General features: G+C 62.7%; 17 protein-coding genes and 4 pseudogenes. 16 read left to right on the top strand and 5 right to left on the bottom strand.

Going from position 1 to position 17,285, the window contains the following annotated elements; translation table 11 throughout:
- The first annotated feature begins 15 nt into the window (after positions 1-15).
- The 14 genes and pseudogenes from BMG07_RS11975 (at position 16) to BMG07_RS11915 (ending at position 12,663) form a co-directional block, all read left to right on the top strand.
- A pseudogene (locus BMG07_RS11975) lies at positions 16-1,243 on the top strand (multidrug effflux MFS transporter).
- Positions 1,240-1,839, top strand: coding sequence for an alpha/beta fold hydrolase (locus BMG07_RS11970; protein WP_374221268.1), 600 nt, complete (start codon positions 1,240-1,242; stop codon positions 1,837-1,839). Before BMG07_RS11975 ends, BMG07_RS11970 begins: the two are co-directional and overlap by 4 nt.
- The gene (locus tag BMG07_RS44825) at positions 1,818-2,003 is read left to right on the top strand and encodes an alpha/beta fold hydrolase (RefSeq protein WP_374221267.1); all 186 of its coding nucleotides are present in this window, start codon (positions 1,818-1,820) and stop codon (positions 2,001-2,003) included. Before BMG07_RS11970 ends, BMG07_RS44825 begins: the two co-directional genes overlap by 22 nt.
- A gap of 132 nt (positions 2,004-2,135) precedes the next feature.
- Positions 2,136-4,017 (top strand): annotated as a pseudogene (locus BMG07_RS11965) (bifunctional sugar phosphate isomerase/epimerase/4-hydroxyphenylpyruvate dioxygenase family protein).
- A gap of 44 nt (positions 4,018-4,061) precedes the next feature.
- The gene (locus tag BMG07_RS11960; protein ID WP_198084760.1) at positions 4,062-5,471 is read left to right on the top strand and encodes an MFS transporter; all 1,410 of its coding nucleotides are present in this window, start codon (positions 4,062-4,064) and stop codon (positions 5,469-5,471) included.
- Positions 5,472-5,517: 46 nt separating this feature from the next.
- Positions 5,518-6,192 carry a DsbA family oxidoreductase gene (locus tag BMG07_RS11955; RefSeq protein ID WP_198084759.1) on the top strand — a complete coding sequence of 225 codons (675 nt, stop codon included), beginning with the start codon at positions 5,518-5,520 and terminating at the stop codon, positions 6,190-6,192.
- Between the two features lie 112 nt (positions 6,193-6,304).
- Positions 6,305-6,775, top strand: a complete 471-nt coding sequence (locus BMG07_RS11950; RefSeq protein WP_198084758.1) for a hypothetical protein — start codon at positions 6,305-6,307, stop codon at positions 6,773-6,775.
- Between the two features lie 47 nt (positions 6,776-6,822).
- Positions 6,823-8,382, top strand: a complete 1,560-nt coding sequence (locus BMG07_RS11945; RefSeq protein ID WP_374221270.1) for a DUF1800 domain-containing protein — start codon at positions 6,823-6,825, stop codon at positions 8,380-8,382.
- A 164-nt stretch (positions 8,383-8,546) separates the two neighbouring features.
- Positions 8,547-9,756 (top strand): annotated as a pseudogene (locus BMG07_RS11940) (DUF1501 domain-containing protein).
- Between the two features lie 33 nt (positions 9,757-9,789).
- Complete coding sequence (locus BMG07_RS11935; protein ID WP_198084757.1) at positions 9,790-10,311, top strand: hypothetical protein; 522 nt, start codon at positions 9,790-9,792, stop codon at positions 10,309-10,311.
- 160 nt (positions 10,312-10,471) lie between these two features.
- On the top strand, positions 10,472-10,864 hold the full coding sequence (locus tag BMG07_RS11930; protein ID WP_198084756.1) for a hypothetical protein: 393 nt from the start codon (positions 10,472-10,474) through the stop codon (positions 10,862-10,864).
- Between the two features lie 132 nt (positions 10,865-10,996).
- Positions 10,997-11,440 (top strand): hypothetical protein, encoded by a 444-nt coding sequence (locus BMG07_RS11925; protein ID WP_198084755.1) that lies wholly within the window; start codon positions 10,997-10,999, stop codon positions 11,438-11,440.
- Positions 11,441-11,610: 170 nt separating this feature from the next.
- Positions 11,611-12,015 (top strand): hypothetical protein, encoded by a 405-nt coding sequence (locus BMG07_RS11920; RefSeq protein ID WP_198084754.1) that lies wholly within the window; start codon positions 11,611-11,613, stop codon positions 12,013-12,015.
- A gap of 102 nt (positions 12,016-12,117) precedes the next feature.
- Positions 12,118-12,663, top strand: a complete 546-nt coding sequence (locus BMG07_RS11915; protein WP_198084753.1) for a hypothetical protein — start codon at positions 12,118-12,120, stop codon at positions 12,661-12,663.
- Positions 12,664-12,873: 210 nt separating this feature from the next.
- Here BMG07_RS11915 and BMG07_RS11910 read toward each other — a convergent pair whose 3' ends face one another.
- Both BMG07_RS11910 and BMG07_RS11905 read right to left on the bottom strand, forming a co-directional pair.
- A complete protein-coding gene (locus BMG07_RS11910; RefSeq protein WP_198084752.1) occupies positions 12,874-13,437 on the bottom strand; it encodes a hypothetical protein in 564 nt (187 codons plus the stop codon).
- Between the two features lie 79 nt (positions 13,438-13,516).
- Positions 13,517-13,801 carry a hypothetical protein gene (locus BMG07_RS11905; RefSeq protein ID WP_198084751.1) on the bottom strand — a complete coding sequence of 95 codons (285 nt, stop codon included), beginning with the start codon at positions 13,799-13,801 and terminating at the stop codon, positions 13,517-13,519.
- A 249-nt stretch (positions 13,802-14,050) separates the two neighbouring features.
- Between BMG07_RS11905 and BMG07_RS11900 the strand changes: the two genes are divergently transcribed.
- Positions 14,051-14,512 carry a hypothetical protein gene (locus BMG07_RS11900; RefSeq protein ID WP_143098380.1) on the top strand — a complete coding sequence of 154 codons (462 nt, stop codon included), beginning with the start codon at positions 14,051-14,053 and terminating at the stop codon, positions 14,510-14,512.
- A gap of 269 nt (positions 14,513-14,781) precedes the next feature.
- On the opposite strand, the gene BMG07_RS11895 is transcribed toward BMG07_RS11900, so the two are convergent.
- From BMG07_RS11895 to BMG07_RS11885, 3 genes are all read right to left on the bottom strand, one after another.
- Entirely contained in the window at positions 14,782-15,111 is a 330-nt protein-coding gene (locus tag BMG07_RS11895; protein WP_198084750.1) for a hypothetical protein, read from the bottom strand.
- 261 nt (positions 15,112-15,372) lie between these two features.
- Complete coding sequence (locus tag BMG07_RS11890) at positions 15,373-15,786, bottom strand: hypothetical protein (protein ID WP_269758878.1); 414 nt, start codon at positions 15,784-15,786, stop codon at positions 15,373-15,375.
- Between the two features lie 98 nt (positions 15,787-15,884).
- Entirely contained in the window at positions 15,885-16,136 is a 252-nt protein-coding gene (locus tag BMG07_RS11885) for a TonB C-terminal domain-containing protein (protein WP_198084748.1), read from the bottom strand.
- Between the two features lie 122 nt (positions 16,137-16,258).
- Here BMG07_RS11885 and BMG07_RS11880 point away from each other — a divergent pair.
- Positions 16,259-17,190 (top strand): annotated as a pseudogene (locus BMG07_RS11880) (IS481 family transposase); the annotation flags it as partial.
- Positions 17,191-17,285: the final 95 nt, after the last annotated feature.

Here is a 17,285-nt window from a genome sequence, read left to right as displayed (position 1 = left end):
GGCGAACGCCGCGCAGTGAGTGCGCCGGTCGCCCGCAAGGGCCGGTTCGACCTGAGTTTTGCGCTGTTGCTGCCGCTGCTGCTGGCGGCGCAGCCCGTGGCCACCGACAGCTACCTGCCGGCGTTGCCCGCCATTGCCAATGAACTGGGTTCGGCCAGCACCAGCCTCACGCTGTTCGTGCTGGCTTTCGGCTTTGCGCAACTGTTGTGCGGGCCGCTGGCCGACCGCTTCGGGCGCAGGCCCGTGCTGCTCGCAGGGCTCGGTTGCTACGTGCTCGCGGCACTGGGCGGCGCGTTCGCGGGCAGCGTGGCGCTGCTGGCGGGCTGGCGCGCGCTGCAGGGCTTTTCGATGGCGGCGATCCTGGTGTGCTCGCGCGCCGCGGTGCGCGACCTGTACCCGGCGCACGAAGGGCCGCACGTCATGGCGCGCGGCCTGACGGGGCTGGGCGTGGTCGGGCTCGTTGCGCCGCTGCTCGGCGCGTGGCTGGTGCAGGGCGCGGGCTGGCGCTGGGTGATGGTGGCCATGGCCGTCTATGCCTCGGTGCTGTTCGCGATGTGCTGGTACTCGTTCGCCGAAACGCGCAAGCCGATGGTCGGTGGCGGCGAAGGCGGTCTCTCCGCTCCGCGCGGCAGCACGCGCACCGTGTTCGCGAGCCGATCGTTTCGCGCCTGGGCCTCGGTGGCCGCGTCGACCTACGGCGGGCTCTTCTGCTTCCTGCTGCTGTCGCCGATGGTCTACATCGGGTACCTCGGCTGGTCGCCCGCGTGGTACGGCTGGATCCCGGCGGGCGGCTCGCTGGTCTACATCTTCAGCACCACCATGTGCCGCACGCTGCTGCGGCGCCATGGGCCGGTGCGCACCGTGCGGCTGGGCGCGTCGCTCAGCATCACGGGCGCGATCATCCAGGCGCTGGGCTGCTGGCTCATGCCGCTCAGCGCGGTGCCGCTGCTGCTGGGCCACGCGGTGTACTGCCTGGGCCACGGCATCCACCAGCTGCGGGCAGGCGGGCGCCGTGGGCGACCTGCCGCACCTGGCGGGGCGGGCCGTGTCGTGGTCGGGCTTCGGCATGATGATGGTCGCGTTCTGCGTGGGGCAACTGGCCGCGCGCTTCGTCGACGCCGATTACTCTCACGGCGCCTGGCCGATGGTCGTGCCGATGCTGATGGCCGGCACCTCGCTGATGCTCATCGCTTTCTTCTGGCTGCCGCGTCTTCAACATCCGACAAAGGAAACCACACCATGACCCGTTTGAATGTCGTTCGCGAAGGCGACGGCCCGATCGTCGTGCTCAGCCATGCGCTCGGTTGCGACCTGAGCATGTGGAACGGCGTGGCCGCGCAGCTTGCGCGCGCCCACACCGTGATCCGCTACGACCACCGCAACCACGGCGCCTCCGAAGTGGTGCCCGGCCCGCTGCGCATCGAGACGCTGGCGCAGGACGCGGCCGAGCTCATCCAGCGCGAGGCGGGCGGCGAGCCCGTGCACTTCGTCGGCCTGTCGATGGGCGGCATGACCGCGCAGGCGCTGGCCGTGCGCCACCCCGAGCTGCTGAAGACGGTGGTCATCGCCAATTCGTCCGCCCACTACCCCGACCAGGCACCCTGCGCGCGCGCGCCGAAACGGTCAATGCCAAGGGCGTGGCCGCCATCGCGCCGGGCGCCGTGTCGCGCTGGCTCACGCCGGCCTTTGCCGCCACGCCCCAGGGCGCGCTGGCTGCCGAGGCGCTGCACGACGTGCTGGTGCGCACCGACGCGCAGGCCTACATCGCCAGTTGCAACGCCGTGGCCGCCATCGACTTCCGCGAGAGCAACCACCGCGTGGCAGTGCCCACGCTGGTGATCGGCGGCCTGCAGGACGAGGCCACGCCGCTGGCCATGTCGCAGGCCATCGCCGGCGCCATTCCGCACGCGAAACTGGCCACCATCGACGCCGCGCACGTCAGCGCCGTGGAGCGCCCGGCGGAGTTCGCACAGCTGCTGATCGATTTCTGGCGCAGTCTTTGAGGCCTGCGGGCCACGCCGCGGGCCTAGGTGTATCCCGTATTTCGTGCGAATAATGGACGGAAGTGATCGATGATCGATCAGAAGGCCGCTGAATAGATTGTGGCGCGGGCTGGGTGTTCCTAAAGTCACCCCATGCACCGCTCCATTGCCACCGTCTCGCTCAGCGGCACGCTCCGCCAGAAGCTCGAAGCCGTCGCGGCCGCGGGTTTCGACGGCATCGAGCTGTTCGAGGCCGACTTCATCAACTTCAAGGGCACCGCCGCCGAGCTGCGCCGCATCGCGGCCGACCTCGGCCTGGCTATCGACCTGTACCAGCCGTTCCGCGACTTCGAGGGCATGCCCGAGCCGCAGTTCCGCCGCAGCCTGGAGCGCGCCGAGCGCAAGTTCGACCTGATGGAAGCCATGGGCGCGCCCATGGTGCTGTGCTGCTCCAACACCTCGCCGCTGGCCGTGAACGACCCCGCGCTGGCCGCCGCGCAACTGCACGCGTTGGCCGAACGCGCGGCGCGCCGCAACCTGCGCGTGGGCTTCGAGGCGCTGGCCTGGGGCCGCCACACCTCGCTCTACAAACAGGCGTGGGACATCGTGCAGCGCGCGAACCACCCGCACCTGGGGCTGATCCTCGACAGCTTCCACACGCTGTCGCTCAAGGACGACCCGGCGGGCATCGCCGACATTCCGGGCGACAAGATCTTCTTCCTGCAGATGGCCGACGCGCCGCTGCTGTCGATGGACGTGCTGCAGTGGGCGCGCCACCACCGCTCGTTCCCGGGGCAGGGCGATTTCGACGTGGTCGGCTTCTTCGCGCAGGTGCTGCGCGCGGGCTACACCGGGCCGCTGTCGCTGGAGATCTTCAACGACATCTTCCGCGAGACGCCCAACCGCCGCACCGCTGTGGACGCGATGCGCTCGCTGCTCTACCTCGAGAGCGAAGCGCGTCAGCGCATGGCGGCAGCCGAACCCGTGCAGCCGCAGCGCGTGGAGCTGTTCAACCCGCCGCCGCGCCGGCGCTGTCGGGGCTGTCGTTCATCGAGTTCGCGGCCGACGAGGCTTCGGCCGCCACGCTGGGCACGCTGGTGAAGCAGCTGGGTTTTCGGCGCATTGGCACGCACCGCTCCAAGGCCGTCACGCTGTACCGGCAGGGCGACATCCACCTGATCGTCAACGCCCAACCCGACTCGTTCGCGCGCAGCCGCTTCGAGGCGCACGGCACTTCGGTGTGCGCGCTGGGCGTGCGCTGCGCGACCCGCTCGCGGCCGTGGGCCGCGCCACCGCCATGCGCTCGCAGCGGCACGACAGCCCGGTCGGCCCGAACGAGCTGCGCGTGCCGGCCGTCGTCGCGCCCGGCGGCAACCTGATTCACTTCGTGCCCGAGGCGCTGGGCGCCAACGGCTTGTACGAGGCCGACTTCGTCCTCGAAGACCACGGCGCCGACGCGCAGGACGCGGGCCTGCAGCGCATCGACCATGTGGCGCTGGGCCTGGCCGTGGACCAGCTCGACACCTGGGTGCTGTTCACGCGCGCCGTGCTCGGCCTGGAGCCCGGCGAGAGCCTGGAGCTGGCCGACCCCTTCGGCCTGATTCGCAGCCGCGGCGTGGCCAACGCCGACCGCAGCCTGCGCCTGGTGCTCAACGTGTCGCTGAGCCAGCGCACCCGCACCGCGCGCACGCTGAGCGTGACCGGCGGCGGCGCGGTGCACCACATCGCGCTGAGCTGCCAGGACATCTTCGAGACGGCCGCAAAACTTCGCGCCAACGGCACGCGCTTCGTGCCGATTTCGGACAACTACTACGACGACCTGGCCACGCGCATCGACCTGGCGCCCGCGCTGCTGGCGCGCATGCGCGAGGCGGGCGTGCTGTTCGACCGCTCGGCGGCCGGCGACTACCTGCACATCTACACCGAGAGTTTCGAGGGGGGACTGTTCTTCGAGGTCGCACAGCGCGTGGGCAACTACGACGCCTACGGTGCCCTCAACGCACCGGCGCGCATGGCTTCCCAGGCGCAGGATTGATTGGTTGATTCGTTCGATTTTTTCGTCATCACTGGAGACAACACATGGCCACCAACACAGCCCATGAGCCCAAGGGCAAGCACCAGTCGAGGAAGGCCGCCGCAAGCGGCTGGATCGGCTCGGCGCTGGAGTACTACGACTTCTTCATCTACGCCACCGCGGCGGCGCTGATCTTTCCGCAGATCTTCTTTCCCAAGGGCGACCCCAAGACCGCCATCATCGCGTCGCTCGCCACCTACGGCGTGGGTTATGTCGCACGCCCCATCGGCGCCTTCGTGCTCGGCCACTGGGGCGACACGCACGGGCGCAAGCAGGTGCTGGTGCTGTGCATGTTCCTGATGGGTTTTTCGACCGTGGCCGTGGGCCTGCTGCCGACCTACGACCAGGTCGGCCTGCTGGCCCCCGCGCTGCTGGTGCTGCTGCGCCTGGTGCAGGGCTTTGCGGTGGCCGGCGAGATCTCGGGCGCGAGCTCGATGATTCTGGAGCACGCCCCGTTCGGGCGCCGCGGCTTCTTCGCGAGTTTCACGCTGCAGGGCGTGCAGGCCGGCCAAATTTTGGCGGCCGCCGTGTTCCTGCCGCTGGCGCACTACATGCCTGAAGAAGCGTTCAATTCGTGGGGCTGGCGCATTCCGTTCCTGCTGAGCTTCCTGGTCATCGTGGCCGGCTACATCATTCGCCGCGAGGTCGACGAGACGCCGGCTTTCGCCGAAGTCGACAAGAAGGGCGAAGTCGCCAAGTCGCCGATCATCCAGGCCTTCACCGACAGCTGGGCCGACATGCTGCGCGTGGTCTGCATGGCGCTGATGAACGTGATTCCGGTGGTGGCCACCGTGTTCGGCGCGGCCTATGCCGTGCAGGCCGCCTACGGCATCGGCTTCCAGAAGGACGTGTACCTGTGGATTCCCGTGCTGGGCAACATCCTCGCGGTGCTGGTGATTCCGTACGTGGGCAACCTGTCGGACCGCATCGGCCGCCGCCCGCCGATCATCGTCGGCGCGCTGGCGTCGGGCCTGCTGTCGTTCGTGTACCTGTACGCCATCAGCATCCGCAACGTGCCGCTGGCCATTGCCATGTCGCTGCTGATGTGGGGCATCGTGTACCAGGGCTACAACGCGACCTTCCCGAGCTTCTACCCGGAGCTGTTCCGCACCCGCAACCGCGTGTCGGCCATGGCCATCTCGCAGAACGTGGGCACCACCATCACCGCGCTGCTGCCCGCACTGTTTGCTGCCGTGGCGCCTCCGGGCTCGACCAACGTGTGGCTCACCGTGGGTGCCATCACCTTCGCGGTGACCGTGCTCGCGGCCCTGGCCGCCATGAGCGCCCGCGAGACCTACCGCATCCGCATGAACGACCTGGGCAAGCCCGATGCGGTGCCGGTCGACAAGCAGGAATACGACCGCCTGCGCGAGCAGACGCTGGCCACCGCGCGCCTGGCCAAGGCCACGGCCTGAAAACCTTTCGCGCACCAAGGGTTGTGGCGCCATGAAGAATGGCGTCATGACTTCCCACCTCAAGATCGATTTCGTTTCCGACGTGTCCTGCCCCTGGTGCGCCGTCGGCCTGAGTTCGCTGGAAGCGGCGATTCGCAAGGTGGCGCCCGACGTCACCGCGGAGCTGCACTTCCAGCCCTTCGAGCTGAACCCGCAGATGCCGCCCGAAGGCCAGGACACCTTCGAGCACCTGAACCAGAAGTACGGCTCCACGCGCGAGCAGCAAGCCCAGTCGCGAGAAATGATCCGCCAGCGCGGCGCGGCCGTAGGCTTTGAGTTCAGCCCCGAAGGCCGTCCCCGCGTGTACAACACCTTCAACGCGCATCGCCTGCTGCACTGGGCCGAGCTGGAAAGCCCGGCCAAGCAGGCGGCGCTGAAGAAGCTGCTGCTCAAGGCCTACTTCACCGACAGCCAGAACCCCTCGGACCCCGACGTGCTGGTGCGCGCCGCCACCGAGGCGGGGCTCGACGCGGCACGCGCCCGCGAGATCCTGGCCAGCGACGAGTTCGCGCAAGAGACCCGCGAACGCGAGCGCATGTACACCGACGCCGGCATTCACTCGGTGCCCGCGATCATCATCAACGACCAGCACCTCATCTCGGGCGGCCAGCCCGTCGAAGTGTTCGAACGCGCGTTGCGCCAGATAGCCGGCGCTGCGCCGGCGAGCCTGTCCACGGCCTGACTTTCGCGGTGGCTTTGCGCGCCGTTACGAAGGTAAAGCGCGTCAACGCGGAGCAGTGCACGGTGGTTGAGGAGGTCACTCTCCATCACTGTCACCGTCAGGAGCTCCGAAGATGAATAAGAAAAGCCTCATTGCCGCACTGGCCCTTCTGGCCGCGGCTTCGTCGCCGGCTTTGGCCGACGAATACGGCAGGCATCCGTTCTACCTGCATGCCCTGTCAGACCTGCGCACGGCGGCGTGGCAGGTCGACCACCGCAGGCCCGAAGACGGCCGGGTCTCGAGCGACGAGATGCTCGTGCTCGACGAGATCCACGCCGCCATCGGCGACCTGCAGCATGCCGCGTGGCTCGACGGCAAGCCCGTCGAATGGCGCGAGCCCACCGACGCGTGGTTGCCGCGCGAAGGCCGCCTGCATGCGGCCATCGACCTGCTGCGCAAGGTGCGCTCCGACGTGGCACGCGAAGAAGACGACCCGCGCGCGCGGCCGTTCCAGCAACGCGGCCTGGCGCATGTCGACGTGGCGCTCAATGCCGCGCAGCACGCCATCGGCGACGTGCGCCACCACGACATGCGCAGGGAGTGAGGCCGGTGTCGGCCTCTGGCGGACCCTTGTCCTTGCGCCGCGCGTCGATGATGACGCTCGGCGCCTGCGCGCTGGCGCTGCTCGCGGCCTGCGCGACTGCGCCGGGCAACCAGCGGCCGCTGGTGTCGCTGTCGCTGCCGTCCTCGCAGGTCAATGACGCCACGCGCCTGCGCTGGCTCGACCGCGTGAGCTGGGGCGCCAATGCCAGCAGCGACGCGCACCTGGCGCAACGCGGCCTCGCGCTGTGGATGCGCGACCAGCTCAACCCCGGTTCGCACCCCGCGCCGCTGCCGCCCGCGGCGCAGGCGCAGATCGACGCCATGGCCATCTCGCACACGCCGCTCGACCAGCTCGTGCTCGGGCTCGACGCGCAGCGCAAGGCGGCCGACGCGATACCCGACGTCGATCAGAAGAAGGCCGCGCAGCAGGCCTACCAGCAGCAGCTCAACCAGTACGCACGCGAGGCGCAAACGCGCTTCCTGCTGCGCGCGCTTTATTCGCCCAACCAGCTGCAGGAGCAGATGACGTGGTTCTGGATGAACCACTTCAACGTCAACCTGCGCAAGGACAACATCCGCGCGATGGTCGGCGACTACGAAGAGAACGCCATCCGCCCGCATGCGCTCGGCAAGTTCCGCGAACTGCTCGGTGCCACGCTGCATCACCCCGCCATGCTGCGCTACCTGGACAACGCGCAGAACGCCGCCAACCGCATCAACGAGAACTACGCGCGCGAGCTGATGGAGCTGCACACGCTGGGCGTGGGCAGCGGCTATTCGCAGGGTGACGTGCAGGAGTTGGCGCGCGTGCTCACCGGCGTGGGCGTGACCACGGCCGCGCTCGATGCGCCGCCGCCGAACATCCGCCCCGCGGTGCGCGCCGACTATGTGCGCAAGGGCCTGTTCGAGTTCAACCCCAACCGGCACGACTACGGCCCCAAGACCTTGCTGGGCCAACCCATCCAGAGGCACGGGCTGGGCGAGACCGACGAGGCGCTCGACCGCCTGGCGCGCGCACCGGCCACCGCGCGATTCATCTCGCGCAAGCTGGCCGTGTACTTTGTGTCCGACGATCCGCCGCAGGCGCTGGTCGACCGCATGGCCGCAGCCTTCACGCGCAGCGACGGCGACATCGCCGTCACGCTGAAGGCGCTGTTCGAGTCGCCCGAGTTCACTGCGTCGCTGGGCCGCAAGTTCCGCGACCCCGTGCACTACGTGATGGCCGGCGTGCGGCTTGCGTACGACGATCGCGTGGCGTTGAATGTGAACCCCATGCTCAACTGGATCAACCGCATGGGCGAGACCCTGTACGGCCACGAGACGCCCGACGGCTACCCGCTCAACGAAGCCGCGTGGGCCAGCGCGGGGCAGATGAACACGCGCTTCGAGATCGCGCGGGCCATCGGTGCGAACGGCGCGGTGCTGTTCCGCGCGGACGACAAGGCGCCGCTGGAGAAACCCTCGTTCCCGCAACTGGCCGAGTCGCGCGCGGTGCGTGCCATGCAGGGCGGCTTGAGCGCGGACACGCGCGAGGCGCTGGCGCAGGCGAAGAACCCGCAGGAGTGGAACACCTTCCTGCTGGCATCGCCCGAACTGATGCGCCGCTGAGGTATTGGTATTGATTTCGTATTTCTCCCTGCCCTCCCGGGGGAGGGCAGGGGTGGGGGCAAGCGGCGCTCGATAAAGCAAGGCAGCAACAAAACCAGCGCCGCCAGCCCCATCCCAACCTTCCCCCAAAAGGTGAAGGCGCAAGGCAAAAAAGGACACACGTCATGCACCGCAGAGAACTCCTCAAGCTCCTGGCCGCCGCCCCTTTCGCAGCGCCGCGGGCCAACTCATGGCGGCCCCTGCTGCGGAAGGCGCCAAGCTGCTCGTTGTGTTCCTGCGCGGCGCCTACGACTGCAGCAACCTGCTCGTGCCGACCAGCAGCGACTTCTATTACGCCTCTCGCCCCAACATCGCCATTCCGCGCCCCGGCTCACCCAACGGTGCGTTGCCGCTCGACAGCAACTGGGGCCTGCACCCCGCGCTCGCGCAGAGCGTGATGCCGATGTTCCAGCAGAAGCAGGCCGCGTTCATCGCCTTCGCTGGCACCGACGACCTCACGCGCAGCCACTTCGAAACACAAGACTCCATCGAACTCGGCCAGGCCCTGGACAAGCGCCGCGACTACCGCTCGGGCTTTCTCAATCGCCTGGCGGCGTGCTCGGCGCGGGGCCCGTTACCGACGTGTCGCCCATCGCGTTCACCGACCAGTTGCCGATCTCGATGCGCGGCAATGCCAAGGCCGCCAACATGGCGCTCGCGGGCAACGCGCGCTCGGCGCTCGACGCGCGGCAAAGCCAGGTCATCGCGGCCATGTACAGGAACACCTCGCTCGCGCAACCGGTGGCCGAAGGCTTCCAGGTGCGCGATGAAGTCATGCGCGCCGTGCAGGCCGAGATGGATGCGGCCAGCCGCAACGCCATGACCGCCAAGGGCTTCGAGCTGGTCGCGCGCCGCATGGCGCTGCTGATGCGCGACCGCTTCGACCTGGGCTTTGTCGATGTCGGCGGCTGGGACACGCACGTGGGGCAGGGCGCCGCCACCGGCTACCTGGCCAACCGTTTTGAAGAACTGGGCCGCGGCGTCGCCGGCTTCGCGCAGGAGATGGGCGACGACGCATGGCGCCAGACCGTGGTCGTCGTCATCAGCGAGTTCGGCCGCACCTTCCGCGAGAACGGCAACCGGGGAACGGACCATGGGCATGGGACCGTGTACTGGGTGCTGGGCGGCGGGCTGTCGGCGCAGGCCGGTGGACGCATCGTCGGGGAGCAGCAGGCACTGACCCAGGTGACGCTGTTCCAGAACCGGGACTATCCGGTGCTGAATGAATACCGGGCGGTGTTCGGGGGCCTGTTCAAGCGGATGTATGGGCTGTCGCAGGGGCAGCTGGGGAAGGTGTTTGAGGGGGTGGGGGCGAGGGATCTGCAGCTGGTGTGATGCGGGGAGCATCCCAGCTCAACTGATGTTGATATGAACCGACCCAAACAGCCCCGGATTCTTGTGCCCCGTCTCATTGCACTCGCCGCGCTGCTTGGTTTCACGCTTTCACTGCTTGTCCACATCGCAGCGCTGCTCGGGACCGACGTCTCTGCAAAGTTTCCATATGTCTGGACACTGCACGTCGGCATCTTCGTTGTGTTCTTTCCATTCATTTTCTTCAGTCGCAAAGACCTCGGGCCCAAGCCCACGTTTGCGCAGATCCGAGAGTTCTTCCCCAGCTGGGTTGTCGCCCTTGGCTGCGTCATCGCCGCCTACACAGCAATCAACTTCCTGCTGTTCATCGTTGGCATGCAAGGCGGCAGCCCGGCGATCAGCGAGGGAAAGTTCATTCTTCAAGATCATGGGCGGCTCGTGCGCGAGGTCACTGCGGCCGAGTACACGTCTTTCAAAGCAAATGAAGTTCGCGGTTTTTCGGGGCACTGGCTTCTTTTCTACTTCGTGCCGTTTGCTTACTTCATGTTTGGTAAACAATCCAACCTTTCTGCTGACTGATTGCCTCGCGATGTCCCCCTCATGTCGTTGAAATCTGAGCGATGCAGGTAGGTCAGCACGTTTTACTCTAAGAGGCAATCTGGGGCGGTAGTCGGCCGGAAGCGGACCTTGGTGAGTGCCCCCTAGGCAAGTATTCGAGAAATACGTAAATTGAGAAGAGATGAGATACAAGACCGTTCTGCTAAGTCTTTCACTCGCAATGAGCGGCACCTCTCATACGGCTGAGGTAGCGCTCGAAGACAAGCGCGAAACCTACTTGGATTGCGCCGCAACGCTCATTCAAGCCAGGCTCTTCACGTTCGATCAAAGGCTGGTTGATCGGATGATGCCTGGCGGAAATTGGTTCATCCAACGTGCCGCGCAACAGGATGCAGACTCTGGTGTTCCTCAAGAAATAGCGCTCGCCAAGGCGGTGCAAGACTCGGCCGCGCATTCACAGCGACTTATGGCCGAAGTGCTTTCAAGCGGAAGCGGAGACATTACCTCTGCTAGCTTTTCGCGGCTTCAGCCTTGCCTTGACTACTATCAATCTAGATCAAGGAGCAAGCCGTGAGATTCGTGGAATTCCATGGACTGCTTGTCGGACCGATGAAGTTTTGCTTCATGCCTTCTATATAAGCGTGGCGTGAGGCAGTAGTCGTCCAACACCGGACGCTCAACCACAATCAATCAAAGCGACACACGCATGAGTTCATTGACCTGGGACGACCTGTTCGTCGACGCGGCGCTCCTCGACTTCAATGGCCTGCTCGCGGAATGGCCGAGCAAAGTCACAGGGCAGGTACGATCCATTGGCGCATCCGTGTTTGGGGACTTATTTTTTGAGAGACGCTCCGGTGAGGTCGAGAAACTAGACATGCTAGACGGCTGCGTGCACTTCGTTACGGGCGACTTTCAACGCTTCTCAGAACTCATGAACTCACGCGAGTGGCGGCGGGAAAACCTCCTAAGTGAGGGGGTAGCTCTCCTCAAGGAGAAAGGGGTACTTCGCGGACAAGGTCAGTTTTACGGCTTTGCTCCGCATCCCATCTTCAGCGGTGCAATCGACTGGTCAAAAGTGATGCCGCTTGACGCCGTTGTTTGGAATTCGATTTGCGCACAGTCTGTAGCGAGTGCGGCCACGCTATAGACGGCTACAGTCGACCAGAAGCAGACCGTCAATCCTGCGGCCTTGTTTCGCTTCGCGCCAAGGTGGCGCTTCACCTCCTGGTAAGGTCATTTATGGGTGTGTCCGCGTGCGTCTACTGCAACTGCTTTGAAAAAGGGCTTGTGGCTTCGCAGCCCAAATCCGAGTGGAACGTGTTCGTCGACTCTGATGGTTCAAGAAGCACCAGAGGTACTAGTCTGGAAACCGAGCTCGAATTTGATCAATGGAATGAATCGGCCTGTGAACATGAGTCAGGCGTCTACGTGAGACGGCCGATAGGCAACGTTTCCCTCGTTGGGATGCTTCGAGAACAGCTCAACACGAATGAAATGGGAGAGGACTTCCCTATTTTGTTGGGGCATGTGTTGTACAACGGCACGCACGGCGGTGATTCAGTGTCGATGGAACTGATGCCCCAGCTGCGCGAAGAGGTTTCTAAACTATTCAAAGTTCGCTGCAACGAGCCGAGGACCGAAGCGTTCTTGAGAGGCTTTGAGAAAACCATGCAAGCCCTATGTATTGACGTGGAAACGCTCGATCGGCCAATCTGCTTCTAACCGCCTGTTGTTGACAGTATCGCAGCTACCGACATGTATCGCGGCTTGAGGCCAGGACCCGACGTTTAAAATAATGACTCCGCCCGGGTCATCGAGCGACGAATGAATTCCCCAAATAAGCACTTTATTTCTCGAACGGAACTCTACTTGCTTGAAGGCCGTACCCTTGAGGAACTCACTCAAGCCGAGTTCGCGAACCTGTTTCGAAGTTACAACGCAGTTGGAGCAAGCGAAGAGGCTTTCACGGCAGCTTTGGTAGCAACTCGAAAATTTCCGGACGATGCGCATATGCTGCGTTGCCACCGTGACGCAGTGCTTGGGCGGCTAGCCGAACCGGCCAGCATAGCTACCGAATTTCTGCGCTGTATCGATGAGAACGTTGGACCCATCAGCTTTTGGCGCTTGGCCCTGGCTGACCACTACGTTGCTACAGCCTGGGCAGATGACGAAGAAATGTTGGGTTCATTTCCGACGCGCCCGGAGTGGCTTTCGCTTGCAGCAAAGCAGCTTGAATCAGCACAAGTTACGGCTTTTGACTTCGGTCAGTATTGGGGGCGCGGGACAGACAACATCCAAGCGACATATGAGGCAGTTTTCGATGGCTTGCTACGGTACGAAGAGTTCGCTCAATTGCGCCGGTTGCGGTAATAAATCATAGAAATCACCTGCCTCAAACTTGAGGCCTTGTTCGTGGTCATGCAGTGCCCGCGCACCTCTTTGCGTCCGCTTCAGAGAAGCCTGTATAGACGCTTTGGGCCCAAAGCGGAAGTAGCTGTCTCCAGGAAGCGGACGTTCACGATATTCCCCGGTACGTATCGAAACGCAGTTGGCACCTATTTTGGGGTGGTCATGGATGAGCTACTTGCGGCGAACCGCATTGCGCAACTGTTCACACTGCCGCAGCGTGCTTATTCCACCAACAATTTCCCAGTCAACCTTGTCGGCCGCGCCTGCCCCATCCGCATATGTCTGAATCAGCGTCGAGTCATAGCCATGCTCGATAAACCATCTTGCTACTGACGCCACCCGAGCAAGCACCAACGCTTGAGTTTTTGCATCGGACCTTTTGGAGCCCTGAATGACCAGCTCTCGGTAGCAGTACAGAGAACTGTATGGGTAGTCGAGTTTCTCGAAACTATTCATTGAAGCCGCGAGCTTCTCTCTGGCCCCGGCGCTTAATCCAGTTGAGTCTTCGTAAAAATTCGTCGTTCCGTTCGGACGAAAGTCCCAAGAAATGACAGGTCGCCCGGGTCGTCCTGCTGCGCTCTTCGAGAGAAGATCGTTGAATTCGTCGTCGGTCAAGTCCGCTGGATCTTTAAGTTGGTAATGTTGCGCCACAACAGGAATCGGCAAGACTAGATCTGCAGCAACGCTGCCCGAAGCATGCAATGCAAGGGCGAGCGCGAGGACGATTGCATTCATGAAAAGTTTTGGGGAGATGAACTGTAGTGACCGCTTCCAGGCTGGCGATGCCGGCATGGCAAGTGTCCGCAGTTGGCCGTCAGTTGGCATGCGCGTCGCGCCACAGGCTGTCGAACTCTGATGCACTGATCTCTACAAGCCCAAATTCGTCGGCAAGAGCTTCGGCATCTGAACTCGAAAATTCAGGCTGATCGGTGAACTCATGTTTTTCCGACTTGGAGCTACTTGGCGAAGACCACCAAAGCTGCCCCCCGATGCTTTCTATGGCGCGGGTCGTCATTCCCGCGACTACTTCAAAGTAATACAGCCCTATGCCGTCGTAGCTTTCACTGAGGCATCTGTAGAACTTTGCTTGATCAGTCATGCTGGTATCGAAGGTCTGCTGCTGCTTGAACTCTGCCTCCGGCCACGAGTGACCGGTTGTGGCCGACTGTAGCCTGTCACAGGCCCGGTGCAACGGGCCCAAAGCGGTCTCCGCTCATGCTGCGAAGTGGACGTTGTACCCAAATACAAAGACAAAGCTGCTTCTGGGTGAGCTGGCGCAGCTCCTAGATTGGTAACAGAGCAAGGCTATAGTGGGTTGCCAAACTTCTTCGATTCTCTGGGCCCATCAATGGACTTGATTTCATGGACCGCGGCGGCCTACATCCTGCTGCTTCCTTCAAGCTATCAGCTGGTAGATCAGAAGGTCGAACATACTCCCTTCCCAGGGACCTCTGTAGCAACTGTCGAGACTCATTGCACCTGGACGGACGAGCGAGGACGCATCGTGGCATTTTCTTGGTGGAAGCCAATGCCCGCATATCCGGGCGGGCAGATGGTCCCTGAAATGCAAATGAGCGGTTGGTGGGCCAATGAGCCTGCGGTGTTCGTCCAAACGAAGGTTTTCGATGGAGTGGAGCAACGCGTTTCTGTCGCGTTTCAAAAAAATCCGCGTCTCGATGCAGATGCTCGCATCTTTGCAACCAGCTTGGATGTCGCTGAACTACAGCGCTTGTTGAATGCGGCGACGGTGCGTGACCTCACTTCGGACCAAGCCGCAAGGGCCGGGTGTGAGGCTTTGGGACCGACCTAGGGGATGTCTTCAAACGTCTGCAATTGGCCGTCACCCGAATCAGGTGCTGAGCTCTACGTCGTCCAAGGTACCGTTTTCGTTCAATATCCATTCGAGAGCGTTGTGCCGCTCCATCACTTACGAGTGCGAAGAGATACTTGGATTCACACATCATGAAATATCCTGTATTGATGGCCATTAACCAGTCATGCTTCATGATGAAAATCTCGGCAAATGAAACAAGAAGAGCTTCTGTGTCACTTCGAACGTTTCTTATGGCCGAGCAAGCCTTATGGAAAAACTATTTTTTGCTGATATGTTCCATACCTGTAGCCTTTTTTGAGAAAACAAATGACAAATGTGTCGGCGACAGATGCTGTCACTCCTGGTTCGGTGTGTGTTCCAGTGGGATCCAACAGGGCTGCTGGATACCAAGCCAGCGCGACCTGCGGAGCACCGTTCGCAAAGAACCTTAGCGAGTCATGCCCTTGCAAAAGCTTTTTATCGCTGCTAGAAATTTGAAGTGGATTTGCGGGATCGACACTCGTCGACCTGCATTGTTTGAGCATTTCCAACTGCACCTCTGTCGGCATTCTTGCCGGCGGAATTAGCGCAGCCACGTTATGTATCCGGAACTTCTCCGCTACCGAACTTGCGGTACTCTGCGGAGAGAACGGGCTAACGGCGATTAGGGTCAGGAGCGCGACAGATCTGTGAAGGCGCGGCATTTGTAAGTCCTGACGTTGAAACTGAGCGGCGCCGCGAGACGTCCGCTTGGATGTCTGGTTGTGGCCGACAACCGTAACGGAGTGCGCTATCTTGGCAGACCGTCGGGCGCGCGAAAAAAGCTGACGCTCGGGATCGCGTCCGTGGCTGGCGCATCAAGAAATTTCTGTAGACCTTTGAGCGCCAGCGCGGCGGTTCGTAAACCAAGCCCAAGTGTTTTGGTGGCGCACGATAGACCAAAGAATTACGCAACAGGCCAGCAGTTGTATGGAGATGAAGATGCGTGCAGGCACCGTATATGGCCCATAGAACCTTGGCTCTGGAAAGAAGCTGCCATTGATTACTAACGTCACGATGCCCATCCACTTCATCCATTGCCACGTCCATTGAGCTCGACGCATGAAGAGGATCGCAACCACGGCGAACGAAACTAACAGCAGCGGCGACGTAACCCGATAAATTCCTGATTCATGGAGAGGAGCAAGGACAGCCATTCCACAAAACGTGAAGATGAAGAGGATGCACGCGATGCGGAGGTATTTAGGCATTGGGTGACAGCGTCTGCTCATGGCCGACTGTAGTCGAAAGGGCGCTGGCTCCACCGGGCCCAAACCGGAAGTCCAACCTACTCGGCAGGCAACGTTCGCAGAAGCGCGCGGGGTCACCATCACTCCCTCGGTCGAAAATGAAACTCGACTACCTTCGGCAGCGTTTCGTTGGCCTCAAGCGGTAAGCGACTCGTCTGATCGATTGCTTTGAAAACCGCGGTGTCCCATTCGACGACGCCGCTGGACTGGACAAGGTCTCGACTTTTTATGCGTCCATCAACCTCAGTCTCGGCGCGGACTACGGCCACTGGATTTCCTTCGATCTCGATGTCCAGTCGAATATTGGTCTTTACGGCGAGTGCAAGCTTCATGGAATAGGCAGCAGAAGGCATGGCTGGTTTCGCTAGCTGTGATGTCTCAATAGGTTGTTCACCCGAATGGGTCTGGGAAACTGGAGTTACCACGCTTCAGAGTCACAGAGGAATCCCACCGGATGAACAGCCATAAGAATGCCAGATTGACATTGGAAGGTCGCAAGTTGCTTGTCGAACGCATCGCAGGAATGGGGCTGATACCTGCTGCCGAGGCGGCAGGTATCAGCCCGCGCACCGCGCGCAAGTGGCTCAAGCGCTTCCTGGAAGGCGGCGTGCGGGGCTTGCACGATCGCAGCTCTCGTCCGGCCCGCACGCGCACGAACCTGGACGCGGCCCTGCGCGAGCGCATCGAGCAGTTGCGCCGCTCGCGCATGCCCATGCGCCGCATCGCCACCATCGTCGGGCGCAGCGTGTCCACCGTCAGTCGCCTGCTCGCGTGCCTGGGGCTGTCCAGCCTGAAGGCGCTGGACCCCATTGCGCCAATCGTTCGTTACGAGCGAGAGCGCCCGGCGAGCTGCTGCATATCGACACAAAGAAGCTCGGGCGCATCGTGCAACCCAGCCACCGAGTGACAGGCGATCGCCGCGATGCCACGCGAGGCGCAGGCTGGGAGTTTGCTCACGTGGCCATCGACGATCACTCGCGAGCGGGCTTCGTGCAGATGCACGACGATGAGCGCAAGGGCTCGGCCGTCGCGTTCCTGCAGGCCGCCGTGGCTCACTACGCGGCCTTGGGCGTGACCATCAAGCGCCTGATCACCGACAACGGATCGGCCTATCGCTCACAGTTGTTCGCCAGGACTTGCCAAGCCTTGGGTATCAAACACTCCTTCACCAGGCCCTATCGCCCACAGACCAACGGCAAGGCCGAGCGATTCATCCAGACCTGTCTGCGCGAGTGGGCCTATGGCCGCGTCTGGGCCAACAGCAAGGAACGCACAACATCGTTGCCTGCGTTCCTGAGCTACTACAACGCCAGGAGGCCGCACTCGGCCTTGGGCTACAAATCTCCAGCTTCCCGACTTGGCGGGAACAACCTATTGCAACTCGACAAGGAAAGGTTTCGAGCAGGTCATCCCCTAACCAATCCTCGAAATGGTAGACAAGCCGTCGCACCAACGGAGGGTGAACGGAGGTGTCGGCGTCT

Origin of the sequence: Variovorax sp. E3, assembly GCF_016082275.1 — a bacterium.
GTDB lineage: Bacteria > Pseudomonadota > Gammaproteobacteria > Burkholderiales > Burkholderiaceae_C > Variovorax.
The sequence above is the reverse complement of the archived record's forward strand: the minus strand, read 5'-3'. Positions and strand labels throughout refer to the sequence as shown.